The 20917-nt window shown below is 72.6% G+C and carries 17 protein-coding genes and 1 pseudogene; 5 read left to right on the top strand and 13 right to left on the bottom strand.

Going from position 1 to position 20917, the window contains the following annotated elements; translation table 11 throughout:
- Positions 1–184: 184 nt before the first annotated feature.
- The 3 genes from ABD335_RS14850 (at position 185) to ABD335_RS14840 (ending at position 3618) form a co-directional block, all read left to right on the top strand.
- Positions 185–889 carry a hypothetical protein gene (locus tag ABD335_RS14850; RefSeq protein ID WP_344322826.1) on the top strand — a complete coding sequence of 235 codons (705 nt, stop codon included), beginning with the start codon at positions 185–187 and terminating at the stop codon, positions 887–889.
- A gap of 49 nt (positions 890–938) precedes the next feature.
- The gene (locus tag ABD335_RS14845; protein ID WP_344322824.1) at positions 939–1739 is read left to right on the top strand and encodes a DsbA family protein; all 801 of its coding nucleotides are present in this window, start codon (positions 939–941) and stop codon (positions 1737–1739) included.
- A 211-nt stretch (positions 1740–1950) separates the two neighbouring features.
- Positions 1951–3618, top strand: coding sequence for an alkaline phosphatase D family protein (locus ABD335_RS14840; RefSeq protein WP_344322822.1), 1668 nt, complete (start codon positions 1951–1953; stop codon positions 3616–3618).
- Between the two features lie 264 nt (positions 3619–3882).
- Here ABD335_RS14840 and ABD335_RS14835 read toward each other — a convergent pair whose 3' ends face one another.
- Complete coding sequence (locus ABD335_RS14835) at positions 3883–4449, bottom strand: dienelactone hydrolase family protein (RefSeq protein ID WP_425583645.1); 567 nt, start codon at positions 4447–4449, stop codon at positions 3883–3885.
- A 151-nt stretch (positions 4450–4600) separates the two neighbouring features.
- Between ABD335_RS14835 and ABD335_RS14830 the strand changes: the two genes are divergently transcribed.
- Complete coding sequence (locus ABD335_RS14830) at positions 4601–5740, top strand: mechanosensitive ion channel family protein (RefSeq protein WP_344322817.1); 1140 nt, start codon at positions 4601–4603, stop codon at positions 5738–5740.
- A gap of 78 nt (positions 5741–5818) precedes the next feature.
- Here the strand turns inward: ABD335_RS14830 and ABD335_RS14825 are convergent, their stop codons facing one another.
- The 3 genes from ABD335_RS14825 to ABD335_RS14815 form a co-directional block, all read right to left on the bottom strand.
- Positions 5819–6760 (bottom strand): RluA family pseudouridine synthase, encoded by a 942-nt coding sequence (locus tag ABD335_RS14825; RefSeq protein WP_344322815.1) that lies wholly within the window; start codon positions 6758–6760, stop codon positions 5819–5821.
- A 61-nt stretch (positions 6761–6821) separates the two neighbouring features.
- Positions 6822–7433, bottom strand: a complete 612-nt coding sequence (gene lspA / locus ABD335_RS14820; RefSeq protein ID WP_344322813.1) for a signal peptidase II — start codon at positions 7431–7433, stop codon at positions 6822–6824.
- Positions 7434–7468: 35 nt separating this feature from the next.
- Complete coding sequence (locus ABD335_RS14815; protein ID WP_344322810.1) at positions 7469–8224, bottom strand: TraR/DksA family transcriptional regulator; 756 nt, start codon at positions 8222–8224, stop codon at positions 7469–7471.
- Positions 8225–8730: 506 nt separating this feature from the next.
- On the opposite strand from ABD335_RS14815, the gene ileS reads away from it, so the two are divergent.
- Positions 8731–11880 (top strand): isoleucine--tRNA ligase, encoded by a 3150-nt coding sequence (gene ileS, locus ABD335_RS14810; protein ID WP_344322808.1) that lies wholly within the window; start codon positions 8731–8733, stop codon positions 11878–11880.
- A gap of 234 nt (positions 11881–12114) precedes the next feature.
- On the opposite strand, the gene ABD335_RS14805 is transcribed toward ileS, so the two are convergent.
- The 9 genes and pseudogenes from ABD335_RS14805 to ftsW all read right to left on the bottom strand — a co-directional run.
- Entirely contained in the window at positions 12115–13200 is a 1086-nt protein-coding gene (locus ABD335_RS14805; RefSeq protein WP_344322806.1) for a DivIVA domain-containing protein, read from the bottom strand.
- Positions 13201–13248: 48 nt separating this feature from the next.
- Complete coding sequence (locus ABD335_RS14800) at positions 13249–13533, bottom strand: YggT family protein (protein ID WP_155070222.1); 285 nt, start codon at positions 13531–13533, stop codon at positions 13249–13251.
- A 70-nt stretch (positions 13534–13603) separates the two neighbouring features.
- Positions 13604–14248, bottom strand: a complete 645-nt coding sequence (locus tag ABD335_RS14795; protein WP_344322802.1) for a cell division protein SepF — start codon at positions 14246–14248, stop codon at positions 13604–13606.
- 183 nt (positions 14249–14431) lie between these two features.
- Positions 14432–15151 (bottom strand): YggS family pyridoxal phosphate-dependent enzyme, encoded by a 720-nt coding sequence (locus ABD335_RS14790; protein WP_344322801.1) that lies wholly within the window; start codon positions 15149–15151, stop codon positions 14432–14434.
- A gap of 113 nt (positions 15152–15264) precedes the next feature.
- Positions 15265–15993: pseudogene (pgeF, locus tag ABD335_RS14785) on the bottom strand (peptidoglycan editing factor PgeF); the annotation flags it as partial.
- An 11-nt stretch (positions 15994–16004) separates the two neighbouring features.
- Complete coding sequence (gene ftsZ / locus ABD335_RS14780; protein WP_344322800.1) at positions 16005–17264, bottom strand: cell division protein FtsZ; 1260 nt, start codon at positions 17262–17264, stop codon at positions 16005–16007.
- A 276-nt stretch (positions 17265–17540) separates the two neighbouring features.
- On the bottom strand, positions 17541–18362 hold the full coding sequence (locus tag ABD335_RS14775) for a cell division protein FtsQ/DivIB (RefSeq protein WP_344322799.1): 822 nt from the start codon (positions 18360–18362) through the stop codon (positions 17541–17543).
- A gap of 27 nt (positions 18363–18389) precedes the next feature.
- The gene (murG, locus tag ABD335_RS14770) at positions 18390–19484 is read right to left on the bottom strand and encodes an undecaprenyldiphospho-muramoylpentapeptide beta-N-acetylglucosaminyltransferase (RefSeq protein ID WP_344322798.1); all 1095 of its coding nucleotides are present in this window, start codon (positions 19482–19484) and stop codon (positions 18390–18392) included.
- A 6-nt stretch (positions 19485–19490) separates the two neighbouring features.
- Positions 19491–20917, bottom strand: a 1427-nt coding sequence (gene ftsW, locus ABD335_RS14765) for a putative lipid II flippase FtsW (protein WP_425583633.1), incomplete at its 5' end; no start/stop codon positions are given.

The following is a 20917-nucleotide window of genomic DNA, read 5'->3' as shown; positions in this document are numbered from 1 at the left end:
ACCTCGGACCGAGGAGGGGAAGCGGGGACGGGAATCGGGGTGGGGCGGGCCGGGCCGACCGACCCGCGCGTCCCGCGGGTCACACCGCTCACGGACGCGTCCGGGCGTCGTTCGTGTTGCGATCGCCACCCCGTTCCCGCCCTTTAGGCCCTTCTTAGCGGAGCGCGTGGCACACTCGGCTGCGATGAGCACGACGAACGTCCCCGACGCGGGGACGAGCATGGGGATTCGGACGGTGCGCGCCGCGGTCTTCACCGCGCTGTGCGTCACCCTGTCCGCGGGTGCCCATGTGCTGCTCACCGGAAACCCCCTGCCGTACCCGCCGCTGATCGCGGTCACCGCGGTGGTGTTCGTCACCGCCTTCGCGCTCGCCGGGCGCGAGCGGGGGTACCGGTCGGTCGCCGGGCTGCTGGTGCCGCTGGAGCTGGCCGCGGACACCGTCTTCACCACCGGGCAGGACACCTGCTACGGACAGGCCGGCGGGCCCGTGGCCGGGCCGCTGCGCTCGCTGGGCCTGGACCTGCTCTGCGCGGGCGGCGACTTCGGGACGCCGCTGGCCCGGGTGGCCGCCGCCGGCGCGCCGCCGCTCGCCGGCGGCACCCACCCCGCCGCGCCCTGGCTGCTGCTGGCCGCGCACGTGGCCGTGGGGCTGACCGCCGCCGCCTGGCTGCGCCGGGGCGACGCGGCGCTCACCCGACTGCTGCGCGCCGCCGCCGCGGCCCTGTTCCGGCCGCTGCTGCTGGCGGTCGCCGACCACCGGGTCGCGGCCGGGCCGTCCCTCCGCGGGTTCCGTCCCGCCCCGCGCGCCCGCGCCCCTCGCGCGCTTCCGCTGCTGACCCACTCCGTCGTACGACGCGGACCTCCGTGCCCCGTGGCCCTCGCCGCCTGAGCACCACCGTCCCCCACACGTACGCGAACGACACGGAGAACGACACCCCATGAGCAAGCGCAACAGCCAGGAAGCCAAGCGCGCCGCCCGCGAGCGGCTGCGGATCGAGCGCGAGAAGCAGGCCAAGAAGGAGAAGCTCCGCCGCCAGCTGATCGTCGGCGCCTCGGTGGTGGGCATCCTCGCCATCGCGGGCGGCATCGGCTTCGCGGTCGCCAACATGGAGAGCGAGAGCGGCAGCGAGAAGTCCTGGTCCGCGGCGGCCGACAAGAAGCTGGTGAAGCCGGCCAACACCACGGGCGAGAACGGCACCGGCGTCGTCATCGGCGGCGAGAAGGCCAAGACCACCATCGACGTCTACGAGGACATGCGCTGCCCGGCCTGTGCCAACTTCGAGCAGCAGCTCGGCGAGCCCCTCAAGCAGGGCGCCAAGGACGACAAGTACAAGCTCCGGATCCACCTGGGCGCCATCATCGACGGCAACATGGGCGGCAACGGCTCCAAGAACGCCATCAGCGCGCTGGGCGCCGCGCTCGACGTGAGCACCGAGGCGTTCACCGAGTACCACTCCCTGCTGTACTCCGCCGAGCACCACCCGGCGGAGTCCGAGGACAAGTTCGCCGACAACGACTACCTGCTGAAGGTCGCGGAGGACGTCGACGCGCTGAAGGACAACCAGGAGTTCGAGCAGGCCGTCGAGAAGGGCACCTACGACAAGTGGGCCCTGGAGATGATCGACAGCTTCAACGACGCCGGCATCCAGGGCACGCCCACCGTCCGCGTCAACGGCAAGGACGTGGAGATCGGCAAGCTCCCCGCGGAGCTCGACAAGCTCGGCGTCAAGCTCCGGTAGTCGGCCTCCGGCCTCCCGGAACACCCCCGTCCGGCCCGGTGGGTCCCGTCGCCCGAGGCGACGCGGCCACCGGGCCGGTCCCGTTCCGGCGCCCTTCCCCTCGGGGTCTGGCGGCGCCCGACCGACCGCGGCCGAAACGCCGTCGGACGGGTCGGCGAACTCTTGTCGGTCTTCTATCCGAGGCCCCTACCGGCGCGTAGCATCTGCGGCCGTGACCGATACCGACACCACTCTCCGTACCGCCGCGCCCACGCGCCGTACGGTCGTCGCGGCGGGCGCCGCGACCGCCGCGCTGCTGCCGCTGACCGGCGTCCGGCAGGCCCGGGCCGACGACACCGCCGGCTCCGAGAGCACCCCCGTCTTCGCGCACGGCGTCGCCTCCGGCGACCCGCTGCCCGACGGCGTCCTGCTGTGGACCCGCGTCACCCCCACCCCCGACGCGACGCCCGGCTCCGGCCGGGGCGCCCCCGTGGAGGTCTCCTGGGAGGTCGCCGAGGACCGCGGCTTCGCCTCCGTCGTCGCCTCGGGCCGCACCACCGCCACGGCCGAGGGCGACCACACGGTCAAGGCCGACGTCCGCGGGCTGCGTCCGGCCACCGCCTACTTCTACCGCTTCGCCGCCGGCGGCGCCCACTCCCCCGTCGGGCGCACCCGCACCGCGCCCGCCGCCGGCACCACCGCGGACCGCGTCCGCTTCGGGGTGGTCTCCTGCGCCCACTACGAGAGCGGGTACTTCACCGCGTACCGCCGGCTGGCCGCCCGGACCGACCTCGACGCCGTCCTCCACCTCGGCGACTACATCTACGAGTACGGCAAGGGCGAGTACCCGCTGAAGGACGGGGTCGTCCGGGAGATGCGGCCGGTCCACGAGACCGTCACCCTGGCCGACTACCGGCAGCGCCACGCCCACTACAAAACCGACCCGGACCTGCAGGCCCTGCACGCCGCGCATCCGGTGATCGCGATATGGGACGACCACGAGACGGCCAACGACTCCTGGTCCGGCGGAGCGGAGAACCACACGCCGGAGACGGAGGGCGACTGGGCGGTCCGCGCGAGAGACGCCCGGCGGGCCTACTTCGAGTGGATGCCGGTCCGCCCCTCCACCGAGGGCACCGTCCACCGGCGGCTGCGCTTCGGCGACCTGGCCGACCTCCACCTGCTGGACCTGCGCTCCTTCCGCGACCGGCAGACCGGCCTCGGCAGCGGCGACGTGGACGACCCCGACCGCACGATCACCGGCCGGGCGCAGTTGGACTGGCTGAAGTCCTCCCTGGCGGCCTCCGACACGCGGTGGCACCTGGTCGGCACCTCGGTGATGATCTCGCCGATGGCCTTCGGGTCGGTGCCCGCCCACCTGCTCGGGCCGCTGGCCGAGCTGCTGGGCATCCCCCGCGAGGGCCTGGCCGTCAACGTCGACCAGTGGGACGGCTACACCGACGACCGCCGCGAGCTGCTGACCCACCTGCGCGACCGCGGCATCGACAACACCGTCTTCCTCACCGGCGACATCCACATGGCCTTCGCCAACGACGTGCCCGTCCGGGCGGCCACGTACCCGCTGGAGCGGCCGGTCGCCACGGAGTTCGTGGTCACCTCCGTCACCTCGGACAACCTGGACGACTTCCTGAGGGTCCCGCCGCACACCGTCTCCTCCGTGGCCGAGACCGCCATCCGCGCCGCCAACCGCCACACCAAGTGGGTCGACATGGACTCGCACGGCTACGGCGTCCTGGACGTGACCGGCGAGCGGGCGCAGATGGACTACTACGCGCTGTCGGACAAGACGGACCCGCTGGCGACCGCCGAACACGTCCGCTCCTACCGCACACGCTCGGGCACCCAGCGTGTGGAGCGCGCGGAGGAGCCCGTACGTTGACCCCGTGTCAGGGGGAATGTCAGGGGGAATGTCAGGGGGACGGCACGAGGAGCACACCCGGCCCGGACGGATCGTCGACGGCCCGCCAGAGCCGCGCGAGGCGGCCCGGCTGGGGCGGCGGATCCTCTCCGCGCTGTGCGCCGCGCACGCCGTCGGCGCCCACCACCGCGACGTGAAGCCGGCCAACGTGCTGCTGTGCGGTGCCCCCGTCCCCGGACCGTCCGCCGGGGCCCGGGAAACCCCGGGTCCCGGCCTCGGACCGCCTCAGCGGTCCGCCAGGTCCGCCAGGAAGTCCAGGGCGATCCGCCAGGTCCGCTCGGCCGCCTCCTTGTCGTAGTCGGGCAGGTCGGGGTCGGTGTAGAGGTGCCCGGCCCCGGCGTAGCGGTGGATCTCGACCTCCGCGCCCGCCCGTCGCATCCGCAGGTACCAGGCGTTCAGCCAGTCGTGCGGCTCGAAGGGGTCGGGGTCGGCGACGTGGAGCTGGACGGGCAGCTCGTCCACGGAGGCGTTCTCCGCGATGTCCGAGGTGCCGTGGAGGAGCAGCAGCCCGCGGGCGCGGACGTCGGCCAGCGCGAGGTTCTGGGCGATCGCCCCGCCCAGCGAGAACCCGGCGTACACCAGCCCCCGCTCGGACAGGGGCGCGGTGGCGGCGACGGCCCGCTTGAGCAGTTCGTCCCGGCCGATCTCGTCCTTGATCGCCATGCCGTCCTCGACGGTGTCGGCCGTCCGCCCGTCGTACAGGTCGGGGGTGTGGACCTCGTGCCCGGCCTCCCGCAGCCGCTCGGCGGCGGCGTGTACGGCGGGGCGCGGCCCGTAGGCGGAGTGGAACATCACAACGGTGGGCACGATGTCACTTCCTTCGCAGGTCAGGCTCATGATCCGCGTTCGGGCGCCTCACCCGGAGCGGGGTTCCCCCCATGGTGCCAGGTACGGTCGTTGGAGTCCTTTTCGTCATCAGGAGCCCCCGAGGAGTCCCACGACCATGGAGAACGTGCTACGGCCGCTGATCGTCTTCGGCGGCGCGATCGCACTGGCCCTCGTCGTCGGCTGGGCCATGGACCGCGTGCTGCGGCGCGTGGACGCCCGGCACCCGGAGACCCCCATGTGGGGGCTGCTGCGCAGCGGCCGGTGGCCGCTGCAGGCGGTCGTCTTCGTCGCGCTGCTCAACGCCTTCTCCGAAGAGACGCACCTGACCCGGGACCACCAGAAGACCGTCGACCTCTGGCTCAGCCTGATACTGATCGGGGCCACCGCGTGGCTGGCGCTGCGGATCGTCGCCGCCATCGTGGAGACGGCGTTCTCCCGCTACGCGGGGGTGGCCCACGACGCGGCGCGGGTGCGACGCGTTCGCACCCAGCTGACCCTGATCCGGCGGCTGGCGACGGCGGTGGTCACGGTGATCGCCGCCGCCGCGATGCTGCTGCAGTTCCCCGCGATGGAGAAGCTCGGCGCCTCCATGCTGGCCTCGGCCGGTGTGCTCGGCATCGTCGCGGGCATCGCCGCCCAGTCCACGCTGGGCAACCTCTTCGCCGGCCTGCAGATCGCCTTCGGCGACATGGTGCGCATCGGCGACACGGTGGTGGTCGAGGGCGAGCTGGGGACGGTCGAGGAGATCACCGTCTCGTACATCGTCATCCGCACCTGGGACGAGCGGCGGATCACCATGCCGGTGTCGTACTTCGCCGGCAAGCCCTTCGAGAACTGGTCCCGCAACGGCGCGCAGATGACCGGCACGGTCTACCTCCACCTCGACCACTCGGCCCCGATCGCCGAGATCCGCGCGAAGACCGAGGAGATCGTGCGCGCCAGCGACGCGTGGGACGGCCGCGCCTGGAACCTGGTGGTGACCGACACCACGCCCTCCACGATCGAGGTCCGCGCGATGGTGACGGCGCGCACGTCCGACGACGTCTGGACGCTGCGCTGCGAGCTCCGCGAGGAGCTGATCACCTGGCTCCACCGGGAGCACCCCTACGCGCTTCCCCGCATCACGACGGCGCAGGCGGCGCCGGAGCCCGCCCGGGAGCGGTCGGCGCGGCGGGGGACGGGCGCGGCGGACGACCGGTCGAACGGCTCCGGGCCGGGCCGGGCGGGCATCCCGGACGCCCGGAAGGCCCCCTGACGCGCCCGCCGGCGCCTCCCCGGACCCGGCTGCTCCCCGGTCCCCCGCCGCCGCGCCGTCGTACGTCCCGCGCGCCGGTCACGCGCTCTCGGCGCGGACCCGGTCCAGGGCGGTCCGGAGGTCGTCGGGGTAGTCGCTGGCGAACTCCACCCGGCGGCCGTCCGCGGGGTGTTCGAAGCCGAGCCGGACCGCGTGCAGCCACTGCCGGCCCAGACCGAGCCGCTTCGCCATCGTCGGGTCGGCGCCATAGGTGGTGTCGCCGACGCAGGGATGCCGGTGGGCGGCCATGTGGACGCGGATCTGGTGGGTGCGGCCGGTCTCCAGCTTGATGTCGAGCAGGCTGGCGGCCCGGAACGCCTCGATGAGGTCGTAGTGGGTGACCGACGGCTTGCCGTCGGCGGTGACGGCCCACTTGGAGTCGTGGACGGGGTGTCGCCCGATGGGGGCGTCGATCGTGCCGCTCAGCGGGTCGGGGTGGCCCTGGACGAGCGCGTGGTAGCGCTTGTCGACCGTGCGCTCGCGGAACTGCTGCTTGAGCAGGGTGTAGGCCCGCTCGGACTTGGCGACCACCATCAGCCCGGAGGTGCCCACGTCCAGCCGGTGCACGATGCCCTGGCGCTCCGCGGCGCCCGAGGTGGAGATGCGGAAGCCCGCGGCGGCGAGTCCGCCGATCACGGTGGGCCCGTCCCAGCCGGGGCTGGGGTGGGCCGCCACGCCGATCGGCTTGTCGACCACCACGATGTCGGCGTCGTCGTACACGATCTCCATGCCCTCGACGGGCTCGGCGACGACCCTCACCGGCGCGGGGGGCGCGGGCATCTCGACCTCCAGCCAGGCCCCGCCCCGCACGCGCTCCGACTTCCCCACCTCGCCGCCGTCGAGCCGGACCTTCCCCGCGGCGGCCAGCTCGGCCGCCTTGGTGCGGGAGAAGCCGAACATCCTGGCCAGGGCCGCGTCGACGCGCTCGCCCTCCAGGCCGTCGGGTACGGGCAGGGTGCGGATCTCGGGAAGCTGGCTCACCCGATCGAGTATGCCGGACCCGGGCCGTGCCTCCGTCCGGCGGGCGGAGGCACGGCCCGGGTCAGTCGCGGTGGACCGTGCCGTCGGGGTCCAGGCCGCGGAAGGACAGGATCACGATCAGCACGCCGCCACAGACGATCGCCGTGTCGGCGAGGTTGAAGACGGCGAAGTGCGCGGGCGCGATGAAGTCCACGACGTGGCCCCGGAACACCCCCGGCGAGCGGAAGATCCGGTCGGTGAGGTTGCCCAGGGCCCCGCCCAGCAGCAGCCCCAGCGCCACGGCCCACGGCGCGCTGTAGAGCTTGCGGGCGATCCGTACGATCACCACGATCACGGCCGCCGCGATGACGGTGAAGACGATGGTGAGGGCCTCGCCGATGCCGAAGGCGGCGCCCGGGTTGCGCACCGCGTGGAACCGCAGCCAGGTCCCGATCACCTCGATCGCGTCGTGGCCCTCCAGCCTCTCGACCACGAGGATCTTGGTGATCAGGTCGAGGGCGTACGCCAGGGCCGCCACGATGGCGAGTTCCACCACCCGCCGGCGGCGAGCGGACGGTGTCCGCTCGCCCTCCCGGGCCCCGGTCCCCGTCGCGGGCGCCGTCTCCGGCGGCGCTTCCACGGTCTCGGCTTCGGCCTTCTCGGGCTTGTCGTCGGCCCGTTCCACCTCTGTCACGTGATGCAGGGTACGTCACACCCGCGCGGGAGCCGTCAGCGGCGTTCCTGCCGCTGCTTGCACTCGACGCAGAGCGTGGCGCGGGGGAACGCCTGCATCCGCGCCTTGCCGATCGGCCGGCCGCAGCTCTCGCAGACCCCGTACGTCCCGGCCTCCAGGCGCCCCAGGGCGCGCTCGGTCTGGTAGAGCATCTCGCGGGCGTTCTCCGCGAGGGCCATCTCGTGCTCGCGCGTGATGTTCTTGGTGCCCGTGTCGGCCTGGTCGTCCCCGGTGGCGTCGGCCGAGTCGCGCATCAGGCCGTTGAGGGCCTCCTCGGCGGCGTGGATCTCGGTGCGCAGCCGTGCGGCGTCCTCGGACAGCTCGGCGCGCGCCTCCTCCACCTCGTCCGGGGTCCAGGGGCTCTCGCCGGGCCGTACGACGAGTTCGTCGGGGGCGGCGGGTGTCGCGGCCGCGCGGGCCGTGGGCACCTCGGCGGCCGGCGCTCCCGTCGTGGTCTTCTTGGCAACCACCGTCTTGGCTCCTGTCTCCTCGCCGGCCGCTCCCGCGGCCGTCTCCGTGGCGACGTCCCGGCCGTCCGCCCCGGGGGCGGTTCTCCCCGCCGTCGCGTCCTCGTCCGCGGCGGGGGCCGTCCCCGCGGAGGTCTCCCGGCCGGCCCCTCTCGGATTCGCCTTCGGCTCCGCCCCCGTCACGTCCGCCGTCCTCCTCCGCACCCCGTCGGCGGCCTCCGTGGCGGGCGCGGCGGGTTTCCGCACGGCTTTCGCCCTCTTCCCCGCGGTCTCTCTCGCCACCATGGCCGCGTTCCCTTCACATATTGTGATCTTGTCCGCGAATCGTGACGGGAACGATAAGTCGACCCCGATCACGCGGCAACGGGGCACGCCGGTCCGCCCGTGTCTCTTCCGCGGCGGGCCCGTGCCCCTGCGAAGCGTTGTGCCCCGCGGCGCGGCCCGAAAACCGGTCCACCGCCATTGGAGGACACCCGTACACTGGGCAGAGCGAAAGGCGTGGATGGGGACGAGTAGCGTCCGTACGCAGCCGAGAGCGACCCGGGGACGGTGTGAGCCCGGGGGCGAGCGCGGCGTGAAGATCACCCCGGAGCCGCCGGAAGAAAGCCCGCGCGAGCGCGTCGAGCGCGTGGCGAGTAGAACCGGCATCGCGGCACCAATGAGTGGGCGGTGGGACCCGCGCGCGGCGCGCTCCCGCCGTCAAGGAGGGTGGTACCGCGGGAACCGGCGCCGACGGGCGGCGGTCTCGTCCCTCCGGCGGAAGTCACGACGTCCGTTGGAGGAAGCTCGCAGTGAGCCAGCAGCCCCCGCCCCAGTACCGTCCGGTGCCCGCCCAGGTGGATCTCCCCGCCCTGGAGCGCGCCGTACTGGACTTCTGGCGCGAGAACAAGATCTTCGCCCGCAGTCTGGAACAGACCGAGGGCCGTCCCGAGTGGGTCTTCTACGAGGGCCCCCCGACCGCGAACGGCATGCCCGGCGCCCACCACATCGAGGCCCGCGTCTTCAAGGACGTCTTCCCCCGCTTCCGCACCATGCGCGGCTACCACGTCACGCGCAAGGCCGGCTGGGACTGCCACGGCCTGCCGGTCGAGCTGGCGGTGGAGAAGGAGCTGGGCTTCACCGGCAAGCAGGACATCGAGGCCTACGGCATCGCGGAGTTCAACGCCAAGTGCCGCGAGTCGGTGACCCGGCACACCGACGCCTTCGCCGAGCTGACGACCCGGATGGGCTACTGGGTCGACATGGACGACGCGTACTGGACGATGAGCCCCCAGTACATCGAGTCCGTCTGGTGGTCCCTGAAGCAGATCTTCGACAAGGGCCTCCTCGTCCAGGACCACCGGGTGGCGCCCTGGTGCCCGCGCTGCGGCACCGGCCTGTCCGACCACGAGCTGGCGCAGGGCTACGAGACCGTGGTCGACCCCTCGGTCTACGTCCGCTTCCCACTGACCTCCGGCCCGCTGGCCGGCGAGGCCGCGCTGCTGGTGTGGACGACCACCCCCTGGACGCTGGTGTCCAACACCGCGGTCGCGGCCCACCCCGACGTCACCTACGTGGTGGCCACGGACGGCACCGAGAAGCTGGTCGTCGCCGAGCCGCTGCTGGCCAAGGCCCTCGGCGAGGGCTGGAGCACGACCGGGCAGACCTTCACCGGCCGCCAGATGGAGCGCTGGACCTACCGCCGCCCGTTCGACCTGGTGGAGATCGAGAACGCCCACTACGTCGTCAACGCCGAGTACGTCACCACCGACGACGGCACCGGCCTGGTCCACCAGTCCCCCGCCTTCGGCGAGGACGACCTGAAGACCTGCCGCGCCTACGGGCTGCCGGTGGTCAACCCCGTCCGGCCCGACGGCACCTTCGAGGAGGGCCTGGGGCTGGTCGGCGGGCAGTTCTTCAAGAAGGCCGACGAGGCGCTGGTCGCCGACCTGGACGCACGCGGCCTGCTCTTCCGCCACCTGCCGTACGAGCACAGCTACCCGCACTGCTGGCGCTGCCACACCGCGCTGCTCTACTACGCGCAGCCGTCCTGGTACATCCGCACCACCGCCGTCAAGGACGCCCTGCTCCGGGAGAACGAGCGGACGAACTGGTTCCCGGACTCGGTCAAGCACGGCCGCTACGGCGACTGGCTGAACAACAACATCGACTGGGCCCTGTCCCGCAACCGCTACTGGGGCACCCCGCTGCCCATCTGGCGGTGCGAGGACGGCCACCTCACCTGCGTCGGCTCGCTGGCCGAGCTGACGGAGCTGACCGGCACCGACCAGTCCGGCCTGGACCCGCACCGGCCCTACATCGACGAGGTCGTCTTCGACTGCCCCGCCGAGGGCTGCTCCCACCGGGCCGTCCGCGTCCCGGAGGTCATCGACGCCTGGTACGACTCGGGGTCGATGCCCTTCGCGCAGTGGGGCTACCCGTACCGGAACAAGGAGCTGTTCGAGAAGCGCTACCCGGCGCAGTTCATCTGCGAGGCGATCGACCAGACCCGCGGCTGGTTCTACACGCTGATGGCGGTCGGCACGCTCGTCTTCGACCGCTCCTCCTACGAGAACGTGGTCTGCCTGGGCCACATCCTCGCCGAGGACGGCCGGAAGATGTCCAAGCACCTGGGCAACATCCTGGAGCCGATCCCGCTCATGGAGCGGCACGGCGCCGACGCGGTGCGCTGGTTCATGGCGGCGGGCGGCTCCCCGTGGAGCGCGCGGCGCGTCGGCCACGGCACGATCCAGGAGGTCGTCCGCAAGGTCCTGCTGACCTACTGGAACACGGTCGCCTTCCAGGCCCTGTACGCCCGCACCTCCGGCTGGACGCCCTCCGAGGCCGACCCGGCCCCGGCGGAGAGGCCGCTGCTGGACCGCTGGCTGCTCAGCGAGCTCCACGCGCTGGTCGACCAGTGCACCCAGGCCATGGAGACGTTCGACACCCAGCGCACCGGCAAGCTGCTGTCGACCTTCGTGGACGACCTGTCCAACTGGTACGTGCGCCGCTCGCGGCGCCGCTTCTGGCAGGGCGACCCGGCGGCGCTGCGCACCCTCCACGACGTGCTGGAGACGGTCACCCGCCTGATGGCCCCGCTGACGCCGTTCATCACCGAGCGGGTCTGGCAGGACCTGGTCGTCCCCGTCACCCCGGACGCGCCGCCCTCGGTGCACATGGCCTCGTGGCCGGTCGCCGACCCGGACGCCATCGACCCGGACCTCTCCCGCGACATGCTGCTGGTGCGGCGTCTGGTGGAGCTGGGTCGGGCCACGCGCGCCGAGTCGGGCGTCAAGACCCGGCAGCCGCTGTCGAGGGCGCTGCTGGCCGCGCAGGGCTTCGAGCTGCTCAGCGACGAGCTGCGGGAGCAGATCGCCGAGGAGCTGAACGTCACCTCGCTCGCCTCCCTGTCGGAGGTGGGCGGTTCCCTGGTGGACACCACCGCCAAGGCGAACTTCCGCGCGCTGGGCCGCCGGTTCGGCAAGCGCACCCAGCCGGTCGCCAAGGCCATCGCCGAGGCGGACGCGGCGGAGCTCTCGGCGGCGCTGCGCAACGGCACGGCCTCGGTGGAGGTGGACGGCGAGACGATCGCGCTGTCGCCGGAGGAGGTCATCATCACCGAGACCCCGCGCGAGGGGTGGTCGGTGGCCTCCGACGCGGGCGCCACGGTCGCCCTGGACCTGGAGATCACCCCGGAGCTGCGGCGGGCCGGACTGGCCCGTGACGCGATCCGGCTGATCCAGGAGGCGCGCAAGAAGAGCGGCCTGGACGTCGCCGACCGGATCGCCCTGCGGTGGCGGTCGGACGACGCGGAGGTCGGCCGGGCCCTCACCGAGCACCAGGCCCTGATCACGGACGAGGTCCTGGCGACGGACTACGCCGAGGGCGAGGGCGACGACTCCTTCGGCGAGCCGTTCACGGACGAGGGGCTCTCCCTGACCTTCCGGCTCCGCCGCGCCTGACGGCGGCTCGACGGCCGGCGTCCCCGCGACGCCGGCCGTCCCGACCCCTCCCGATCGCGGCCCCGGTCGTGGCCCCCGGTCGCGCTCGTGGCGTGGCCGCGTCGTGGCCGTGCTCGCTCGGGCGGGGTGAAGCGAACACGCCAACGGGCCGGGCCCGGGATCGTTTCGGATCCCGGGCCCGGCCCGTTCGTGATATGCCGACCTGCGCTCGCGGAGGCGTCCGTCAGCCGCCGGTCAGTTGTCGTCCTCGTCGATGAGGAAGCCGCGCATCGGCGACGGCGCCTGCTGCATCGGCTGCGGGCCCTGCGGCCGCACGGGGGCCATCGGCTGGGTCATGGCCGGGGACATCTGCTGCTGCTGTCCGCCGTACGTCTGACCACCGCCCTGGGTGTGGCCGCCGTGACCACCGGGGCCGCCCATCGACTGGCCGCCGCCCATGGACTGGTTGCCGCCCATCGCCTGGTGTCCGCCGCCCATCGAGCCGCCGGTGGGGGCACCGGCCGAGGCCATCGACGGGGACGGCGGCAGCGAGGCCGTCGCCGGGGTGCGCGGCGGGGCCAGGGAGTCGTCGGCCTGGCTCTCCAGCTGGCGGAGCTGGCTCTCCAGGTACGACTTCAGACGGGTGCGGTACTCGCGCTCGAAGCCGCGCAGGTCCTCGACCTTGCGCTCCAGCGTGGCGCGGGCGGACTCCAGCGAGCCCATCGCGACACGGTGCTTCTCCTGCGCGTCCCGCTCCAGGGCGTCGGCCTTGGCGCGGGCGTCCCGCTCCAGGCCTTCGGCGCGGCTGCGCGCCTCACCGACGATCTTGTTGGCCTCGGAACGGGCCTCCGCGATCGCCTGGTCGGCGGTCTGCTGCGCCAGCGACAGCACGCGGGCCGCGCTGTCGCCGCCGGGGGCCTGGCCACCCATCGGGCCGGGACCCATCGGTCCGGGGCCCATCGGCCCGGGACCGTGCGGACCGCCCTGCGGTCCGTGCCCGCCGGGACCTGCCGGCAGCTGCGGCGCACCGCCGGGGAGCTGGGGCGGGCCGCCCATCTGCCCCGGCGGGACCGGCTGCGGTCCCGATATGGCGGCTGGTACGGGAGCCCCGGGCCTCTCCTGTGGCTCGGGTTTGCGCATCCCCTGCTGCTGCTGGTTCTGCGCGGCGGCCCGCGTCGCCGCGGCCAGCTTGGCGCGCAGGTCCTCGTTCTCGCGGAGCAGCCGGGTCAGCTCGGCCTCGACCTCGTCGAGGAAGGCATCGACCTCGTCCTCGTCGTAGCCCTCGCGCAGGCGGACGGTCGTGAACTGCTTGTTCCGCACGTCCTCGGGGGTCAGCGGCATCTCTTCACCTCAACGTAAGTCATCGGCATATCGGCAAGACCGTATCGCTCACAGCCTGGCCACGACACTGATCAGGATGTAGACGATGATCATCAGTACGAAGAAGGACAGGTCGAGCGCCACGCCCCCGAAGCGCAGCGGCGGTATGAACCGCCGCAGTAGCTTGAGTGGCGGATCAGTGACAGTGTAGGTGGCCTCCAGAACGACCACCATCGCCTTGCCGGGCTGCCATGAGCGGGCGAACATGAAGACGTAGTCCATCACCAGGCGGAAGATCAGCACGACCAGGAAGCATTGCAGCGCAATGAGGATCACCTGCTGTGCGACGCCCATCGTGCGCTTCCCTCTCCCCTTTGGTCGTGTCCGGCCGCCTGCCGACCGGGCTGTCCGTTCGTACTGACTATCAGCTCTGGTTGAAGAACCCGCCCTCTGCGATGCGGGCCTTGTCCTCCGCCGTGACATCGACGTTAGCAGGAGACAGCAGGAAGACCTTCTGCGTCACCCGCTCGATACTCCCATGGAGACCGAACACCAGACCGGCCGCGAAGTCGACCAGCCGCTTCGCGTCCGTGTCGTCCATCTCGGTCAGATTCATGATCACCGGGGTGCCCTCGCGGAAGTGTTCCCCGATGGTACGGGCTTCGTTGTACGTCCGGGGGTGGAGCGTGGTGATCCGGTAGGGCTCCCGCTCGGACACGACCTTGGGCATGATCACCGGCGCGTTCTTCTCCAGGTTCTGGCGTTCGGATGTGATGGATGCCACGGGCGCGATCCGCCCGTGGCGGCCGCTCTCGGTGACGATCGCGGGAGCCTGTTCCCGCTCCCGGTGAGCCGGAGGATGGACGACCCGCACCGGCTCCTCGGGCTCCTGCTCCCCGCCGGCCTTCACCGTGGAAGCTCCCAGAGGCTGGTGTGCCTGATGGCGCCGGTCCCTTTCGGGCTCCGGCTCGGGCTCGAACTCGTCATCGGGGTCGAACCCCGGGCCGTCGTACCCATCGTCCTCCACGAGGCCGAGGTAGACCGCCATCTTGCGCATCGCGCCGGCCATTCTCTGCGTCCTCCGCTCTGTGGTGGTTCCCCTGCCTTCGGCGGGGAGGCCCCATTCCTGCCTCCGGTGCCTCCGGCGGGGAGGCCCCAAGGCTCCGTCACCGGTGGCCTTGGATCCACGCGGCCATCCGCTCGGTGCGGAAATGACCATATTTTCTTTTGTGGTCCGACTTGCTTGGCGACGTTACCGGAGGCCGGGTCGGTCTCCGAGTACCGCACTGCCGATGCGCACATGTGTCGCACCGGCCGCCACCGCGTGCTCCAGATCCGCGCTCATTCCCGCCGACACCATGTTCGCAGCAGGATCGTTCGCCCGCAGGCCGGTTGAGATTTCACCCAGCCTCTCGAACGCGGCCCTCGGCCTCCCGGCGTACGGACCGGACAGGGGTGCGACCGTCATCACACCGGCCAGCCACAGCCCCGGGGCGGCGGCCACCTCGGCGGCCAACTCCCCCACCCCGTCGGGCGCGACGCCGCCGCGCCCCCCGGCCGCGCCCGACTCCCGGTCGAGCGCGACCTGGAGCAGACAGCCGATCCGCCGCCCCTCCCGCTCGGCCGCCGAGGAGAGCGCGGCGACCAGACGGGGGCGGTCCACCGAGTGCACGAAGTCGGCGTAGCGGACCACGGAGCGGACCTTGTTCGTCTGCAACTGGCCCACGAAGTGCCAGGTGAGCGGCAGGTCCGCGCAGGCCGCGGCCTTGGGCGCCGCCTCCTGGTCGCGGTTCTCCGCCACGTGCCGCACCCCGAGTTCGGCCAACAGCCGCACATCGCCGGCGGGGCGGGTCTTGGTGACGACGATCAGGGTCACGTCCTTCGGTTCGCGCCCCGCGGTGACACAAGCGCGGGCGATGCGCTCCTCCACCCGGGCGAGATTGGCGGCCAGTTCGGCCTTGCGGTCCGTCACTCCCCACGCTCCCCGTGCGACGCTCCGGCGCCGTCCGTGGACGGCGTCCGGCCTTCCGTACGGCCCGGCTTCCCCGACCCGTCCCTTTCATCCGGACTCTCCGGGGAGTCCGCTCCCTCCAGCCAGACGTAACTCGCCAGCCGTCCGGTGACCTTCTCCCGCCGGTACGAGTAGTGGTCGTCCGACTCCAGCGTGCACACGGAGGAGCGCGGCGGCTCCGGGACGCCGAGCCGGGCGAGTTGGGCGCGGACCCCGGCCGCGACGTCGACCGCCGGCGTGCCCCGGCGCGTGGTGGCGTACGCCTCCGGCACCACGGCGGCGACCTCCTCGCGCATCCGCTCCGGCACCTCGTAGCAGCGCCCGCACACCGAGGGACCGACGCGGGCGACGACGCGCGCCGGATCGGCGCCCAGGGACGTCATCGTCTCGACCACCGCCGGCACCACCCCGGCGACCAGGCCCGGCCGTCCGGCGTGCGCGGCGCCCGCGACCCCGGCGACGGGATCGGCGAGGAGGACCGGTACGCAGTCGGCGGTGAGGACGGCGAGTGCCAGGCCGGGCCGGTCGGTGACGACCGCGTCCACGCACGGCGCGTCGCCGGTCCCCCACGGCCCTCGGACGACGGCCGCGTCACGGCCGTGCACCTGGTTCATCCAGACCACCGCGGCCGGGTCCAGGCCGAGCGCCTTCGCCGCCAGCTCCCGGTTGGCCCGTACGGCGCCGGGGTCGTCCCCCACCGCGCCGCCGAGGTTGAGTTCGTCATACGGAGCGGCGCTCACCCCGCCCCACCGGTCGGTGAAGGCGAAGTGCGCGCCGCTCACGGAGTCGTGCTGCCCTATCACGCTCGTGGTGCCTACTTGAGGAAGTCCGGCACGTCGAGCTCCTCGGCCTGCCCCTCCGACGGGTACGGCCGGGCCGGGGGCACCTGCGGGCCCGCGGACGGGCCGGTCTCGCCGGCTCCCGTGGTCGAGGTGCTCGTGCCGAAGACGGGCGAGGGGTCGCTCAGCGGGGACACGGGGGACGGCTCGTCCTCGCGCGGGGTGACGGAGCCGAGCCCGCCGAAGGACGGACGGTCGGTGTCGGAGGGCGCCGGGCGCGTGCCCGTGGCGCTCTCCTCCTTGCTCCCGTAGGAACCGAGCACCTTGTCGCGGTTCTTCGCCGGGGGCTGCCCACCGTCGAAGCCCGCCGCGATGACGGTGACCCGGACCTCGTCGCCGAGGGCGTCGTCGATGACCGCGCCGAAGATGATGTTCGCCTCGGGGTGCGCCGCCTCGCTCACCAGCTGGGCGGCCTCGTTGATCTCGAACAGGCCGAGGTCGGAGCCGCCGGAGATGGAGAGCAGGACGCCGCGGGCGCCGTCGATGGACGCCTCCAGCAGCGGCGAGGAGATCGCCATCTCGGCGGCGGCCACCGCGCGGTCGTCGCCGCGCGCCGAGCCGATGCCCATGAGCGCCGAACCCGCCTCGGACATCACGGACTTGACGTCCGCGAAGTCGAGGTTGATCAGGCCCGGGGTGGTGATGAGGTCGGTGATGCCCTGCACACCGGACAGCAGCACCTGGTCCGCGGACTTGAACGCGTCGAGCACGCTCACCTGACGGTCCGAGATGGACAGCAGCCGGTCGTTGGGGATGACGATGAGGGTGTCGACCTCGTCGCGCAGGGCCGCGATGCCGTCCTCGGCCTGGTTGGCGCGGCGGCGGCCCTCGAAGGTGAAGGGACGGGTGACGACGCCGATGGTGAGGGCGCCGAGGGAGCGTGCGATGTTCGCGACGACGGGTGCACCGCCGGTGCCGGTGCCGCCGCCCTCGCCCGCCGTGACGAAGACCATGTCGGCCCCCTTGAGGACCTCCTCGATCTCCTCGCGGTGGTCCTCGGCGGCCTTGCGGCCCACCTCGGGGTTGGCACCCGCGCCGAGGCCGCGGGTGAGCTCGCGGCCGACGTCGAGCTTGACGTCGGCGTCGCTCATCAGCAGGGCCTGTGCGTCGGTGTTGATCGCGATGAACTCGACGCCCTTGAGACCGACCTCGATCATCCGGTTGATGGCATTGACGCCACCGCCGCCGATACCGACGACCTTGATGACTGCGAGGTAGTTCTGCGGTGCTGCCACGTCGAAGGCCTCTCGCCTCGAGTTACGTGTCGCCGCTCCACGGTGGTTGCGGTGCGCCGACCTATGCCGAGTGGGACGGTCCGGACGCCGACCCGAACCCTAACGGTGAAGTTTAGGGTTACCAATGTCTGTCGTTCCTCGGATTCTTTGGAACGGACACTAGGTCGACATGCGGTGCGCGTTCAATGAACACGCCGAACCTCCCGTTTTTCTTCTCACCCTATGTGATCAGGCGATGCGGTAGCCAACCAGGGTGCTGGCCTGCGGGTACGGACGTCAACTCCCCGACGCCGCCGGGGCGCCGGGGACACTCACGTCGAACCTCTCCGCCCCGTCCGCCGCTTTCATCAGCAGGGTGAGCGACTCGGCCTTCGCGGCGCTCTTCTCGGCGCTCCCCCACACCACCGTGCGCCCCCCGGTCAGCTCCAGGGTGATGGAGTCGTAGGAGCGGACGCGGATGGTGCGGGTGTCCCGGCGGACCCCGTCGGGGAGCGCCGAGGCGACCCGCACGGCCTCCCGGCGCATCCGCTCGGCGCCGAAGCGGTGACGGCTGGGCGAGTCGGCGAGGTCCACCACGAGCAGGGGGACGCCCCCGGGCCGTTCGGCGACCGTGCCGAACCGCACCCCCTCGCCGTCCACCTCCGCGTACCCGCGCTTCTCCGCCATGACGACCACGGGTCTGCGCTCGACGACCCTCACCTCGATGCCGTGCGGCCAGGACCGCACGACCTCCACCGAGTCGATCCGGGGCAGCCCGTCCAGCAGGCGCCGCTCCACCGCCTCGGGGTCGACCGAGACGAGCGGGTCGCCCACGGGGACGGCGGCGACCCCCCTGACCTGCCGCTCCGTCAGGACCCGTGTGCCGGTGACCGTGACGCTCTCCACCCGCAGCCACGAGGAGCCGTAGAGCACCCACAGGGCGCAGCCGCCGAGCACGAGCGCGGGGGCGAGGGCGAGCACCAGCAGCAGTCGGCGGCGCCTGCGGTCGTCCGGCCGCCCGGGCGCCGGGCGCCGGGCGGCCGGGGGCGGGACGGCGCCCCGCCCCGGCCGCCTCGGTCCGCCGGCGCCGCGCTCGGCGGTCGTTGTCCGTCCGGCCACGCTCCCTGCTCTCCCGCGCCCGGACCGTCAGCCCTGACGGCGTGCCGCGATCGCTTCGTACACCATGCCGACCAGCAGTTCGTCGGCGTCACGGCGGCCGAACTCGGCGGCGGCGCGGGCCATGTCGTACAGCCGGTGCGGGTCGGTGAGCACCGGCAGGACGTTGTTCTGGATCCACTCCGGCGACAGCTCGGCGTCGTCGACCAGCAGCCCGCCGCCCGCCTTGACCACCGGCTGGGCGTTCAGCCGCTGCTCGCCGTTGCCGATCGGCAGCGGGACGTAGGCGGCGGGCAGCCCGACGGCGGACAGTTCGGCGACCGTCATCGCGCCCGCGCGGCAGAGCATCATGTCGGCCGCGGCGTACGCGAGATCCATGCGATCCAGATACGATACCGGGATGTACGGCGGCATTCCGGGCATGTTGTCCACCTGCGGCAGCTCGTTCTTCGGGCCGACCGCGTGGAGGATCTGGATGCCGGACCGCTGGAGGGTCGGGGCGATGGCCTGGACGACCTCGTTCAGCCGCCGCGCCCCCTGGGAGCCGCCGGTGACCAGCAGGGTGGGCAGGCCCGGATCGAGCCCGAAGGCCGCCCTGGCCTCGGCCCGCACCGCCGCCCGGTCCAGGGTGGCGATGGAGCGGCGCAGCGGGATGCCGACGTAGCGGGCGTGCCGCAGCTTGCTGTCCGGGGTGGAGACGGCGACGAAGCGGGTGTAGCGGGAACCGATCTTGTTGGCCAGGCCCGGCCGGGCGTTGGCCTCGTGCACCACGATCGGCACCCCGAGCCGCTTGGCCGCCAGGTAGCCGGGCAGCGCCACGTAGCCCCCGAAGCCGACCACGCAGTCGGCCTTGGTGCGCTCCAGGACCTGCTCGGCGGCCTTGATGGTGCCGCGCAGCCGCCCCGGCACGGTGATCAGCTCAGGGGTGGGTTTGCGCGGCAGCGGCACGGCCGGGATCAGCTCCAGGTCGTAGCCGCGCTCCGGGACGAGCCGGGTCTCAAGTCCGCGTTCCGTGCCGAGTGCCGTGATCCCCACGGTCGGGTCCTGCCTGCGCAGGGCGTCCGCGAGGGCGAGCGCGGGCTCGATGTGGCCGGCGGTCCCCCCACCGGCGAGTACGACATGCACCGAATTTCACCGCTCTCCGGACGGGCGCCGCGTGGCGCTCCGTCGCATCGTCTTCCGTCTCACCCCAGCCAGCTTCTTTCTCACAGCAGGCTGCCGCATGGCCAGTGCCGCCTTCGCGGCGGGTTCCGTTCTCGCGGACGAGATCAGCAGCCCGACGGCGAACATCGTCGGCAGCAGGGCGGAACCTCCGTAGGAGAACAGCGGGAGCGGGACACCGGCGATCGGCAGCAGTCCGAGCACCGCGCCGATGTTGACCACGGCCTGCGCCATGATCCAGGTGGTCACGCCTCCCGCCGCGTACCTGACGAAGGGGTCCTCCGTGCGTCCGGCCACGCGGATACCCGCATAGCCTAGAGCCGCGAAAAGAGCGAGCACCGACAGCGTCCCCGTCAGGCCGAGTTCCTCCCCGGTCACGGCGAAGATGAAGTCGGTGTGCGGTTCGGGCAGTTGCCCCCATTTCTCCACGCTGGCGCCCAGGCCCGAGCCGAACCAGCCACCGGAGGCCAGGGCGTAGATGCCGTGCACGGCCTGCCAGCACGCGTCGTTCGGGCCGGGGTCGGTGGCGCCGAGGCAGCCCAGGCGGGACATCCGGTTGGGGTTGGTGCCGATGAAGACGGCCCCGACGACGGCGACGAACGCCAGCACCCCGACGAACAGCCGCAGGGGCGCCCCGGCCAGCCAGAGCAGCCCGACCAGGATCGCCGCGAGGATGATCGCGGTGCCCATGTCGCCGCCGAGCATGATCAGGCCCAGCAGCAGGAAGGTCACCGGAACGAGCGGCACCAGCATGTGCTTCCACTGGACGAGCAGCCGTTTGTCGCCCTTGCGCGCGAGCAGGTCGGCCCCCCACAGCACCAGGGCGAGCTTGGCGAACTCGCTGGGCTGGAGCTGGAACGGTCCGCCGAGCTGGAGCCAGTTGCGGTTGCCGTTCACCTCCTGGCCGATCCCCGGCACCTGCACCAGGCACATCAGGAAGATCGAGACGGCCAGCAGCGGATACGCCAGACCGCGCTGGAGGGCGATCGGCATCCGGGAGGCGGCCAGCAGCAGCACGGCCCCCAGGACGGCGGCCAGCAGCTGTTTGCGGAAGAAGTACGTGGAGGGCAGGCCGGACTGCAGGGCCTGGATCTGGGAGGCGGAGAAGACCATCACCAGACCGAGGCCGGTGATCAGCAGGCTGCCGCCGAGGATCACGTAGTACGCGGTCAGCGGCCGGTCCCAGGCCCGCTTCGCCCGCAGGTACAGCCGCCGTACGCCCTCCACCGCCCGGCGCGGGCCGCGCGCGCCGGGGCGCGGGGCCCGGGGCGGGGTGCGCGGGGCGCTCGACGGCCGGGGGGAGGCGGCCGGACGCGAAGGGCGGGCCGCGCCCGGACGCGCCGGACGGGACCGCTGTGCCTCGCGCAGCGCCGTCCCCGGGAGCTGCGGACCGCCCG

The sequence above is a fragment of the Streptomyces macrosporus genome (assembly GCF_039533145.1).
Classification (GTDB): Bacteria; Actinomycetota; Actinomycetes; order Streptomycetales; family Streptomycetaceae; genus Streptomyces; species Streptomyces macrosporus.
The sequence above is the reverse complement of the archived record's forward strand: the minus strand, read 5'-3'. Positions and strand labels throughout refer to the sequence as shown.

Bases quoted from the DNA above. Each gene is read 5' to 3' on its own strand.
- ABD335_RS14850 (WP_344322826.1), top strand. From the start codon at position 185: ATGAGCACGACGAACGTCCCCGACGCGGGGACGAGCATGGGGATTCGG.
- ABD335_RS14845 (WP_344322824.1), top strand. From the start codon at position 939: ATGAGCAAGCGCAACAGCCAGGAAGCCAAGCGCGCCGCCCGCGAGCGG.
- ABD335_RS14835 (WP_425583645.1), bottom strand. From the start codon at position 4,449: ATGTTCCACTCCGCCTACGGGCCGCGCCCCGCCGTACACGCCGCCGCC.
- ABD335_RS14830 (WP_344322817.1), top strand. From the start codon at position 4,601: ATGGAGAACGTGCTACGGCCGCTGATCGTCTTCGGCGGCGCGATCGCA.
- ABD335_RS14815 (WP_344322810.1), bottom strand. From the start codon at position 8,224: ATGGTGGCGAGAGAGACCGCGGGGAAGAGGGCGAAAGCCGTGCGGAAA.
- ABD335_RS14805 (WP_344322806.1), bottom strand. From the start codon at position 13,200: ATGCCGCTGACCCCCGAGGACGTGCGGAACAAGCAGTTCACGACCGTC.
- ABD335_RS14800 (WP_155070222.1), bottom strand. From the start codon at position 13,533: ATGGGCGTCGCACAGCAGGTGATCCTCATTGCGCTGCAATGCTTCCTG.
- ABD335_RS14795 (WP_344322802.1), bottom strand. From the start codon at position 14,248: ATGGCCGGCGCGATGCGCAAGATGGCGGTCTACCTCGGCCTCGTGGAG.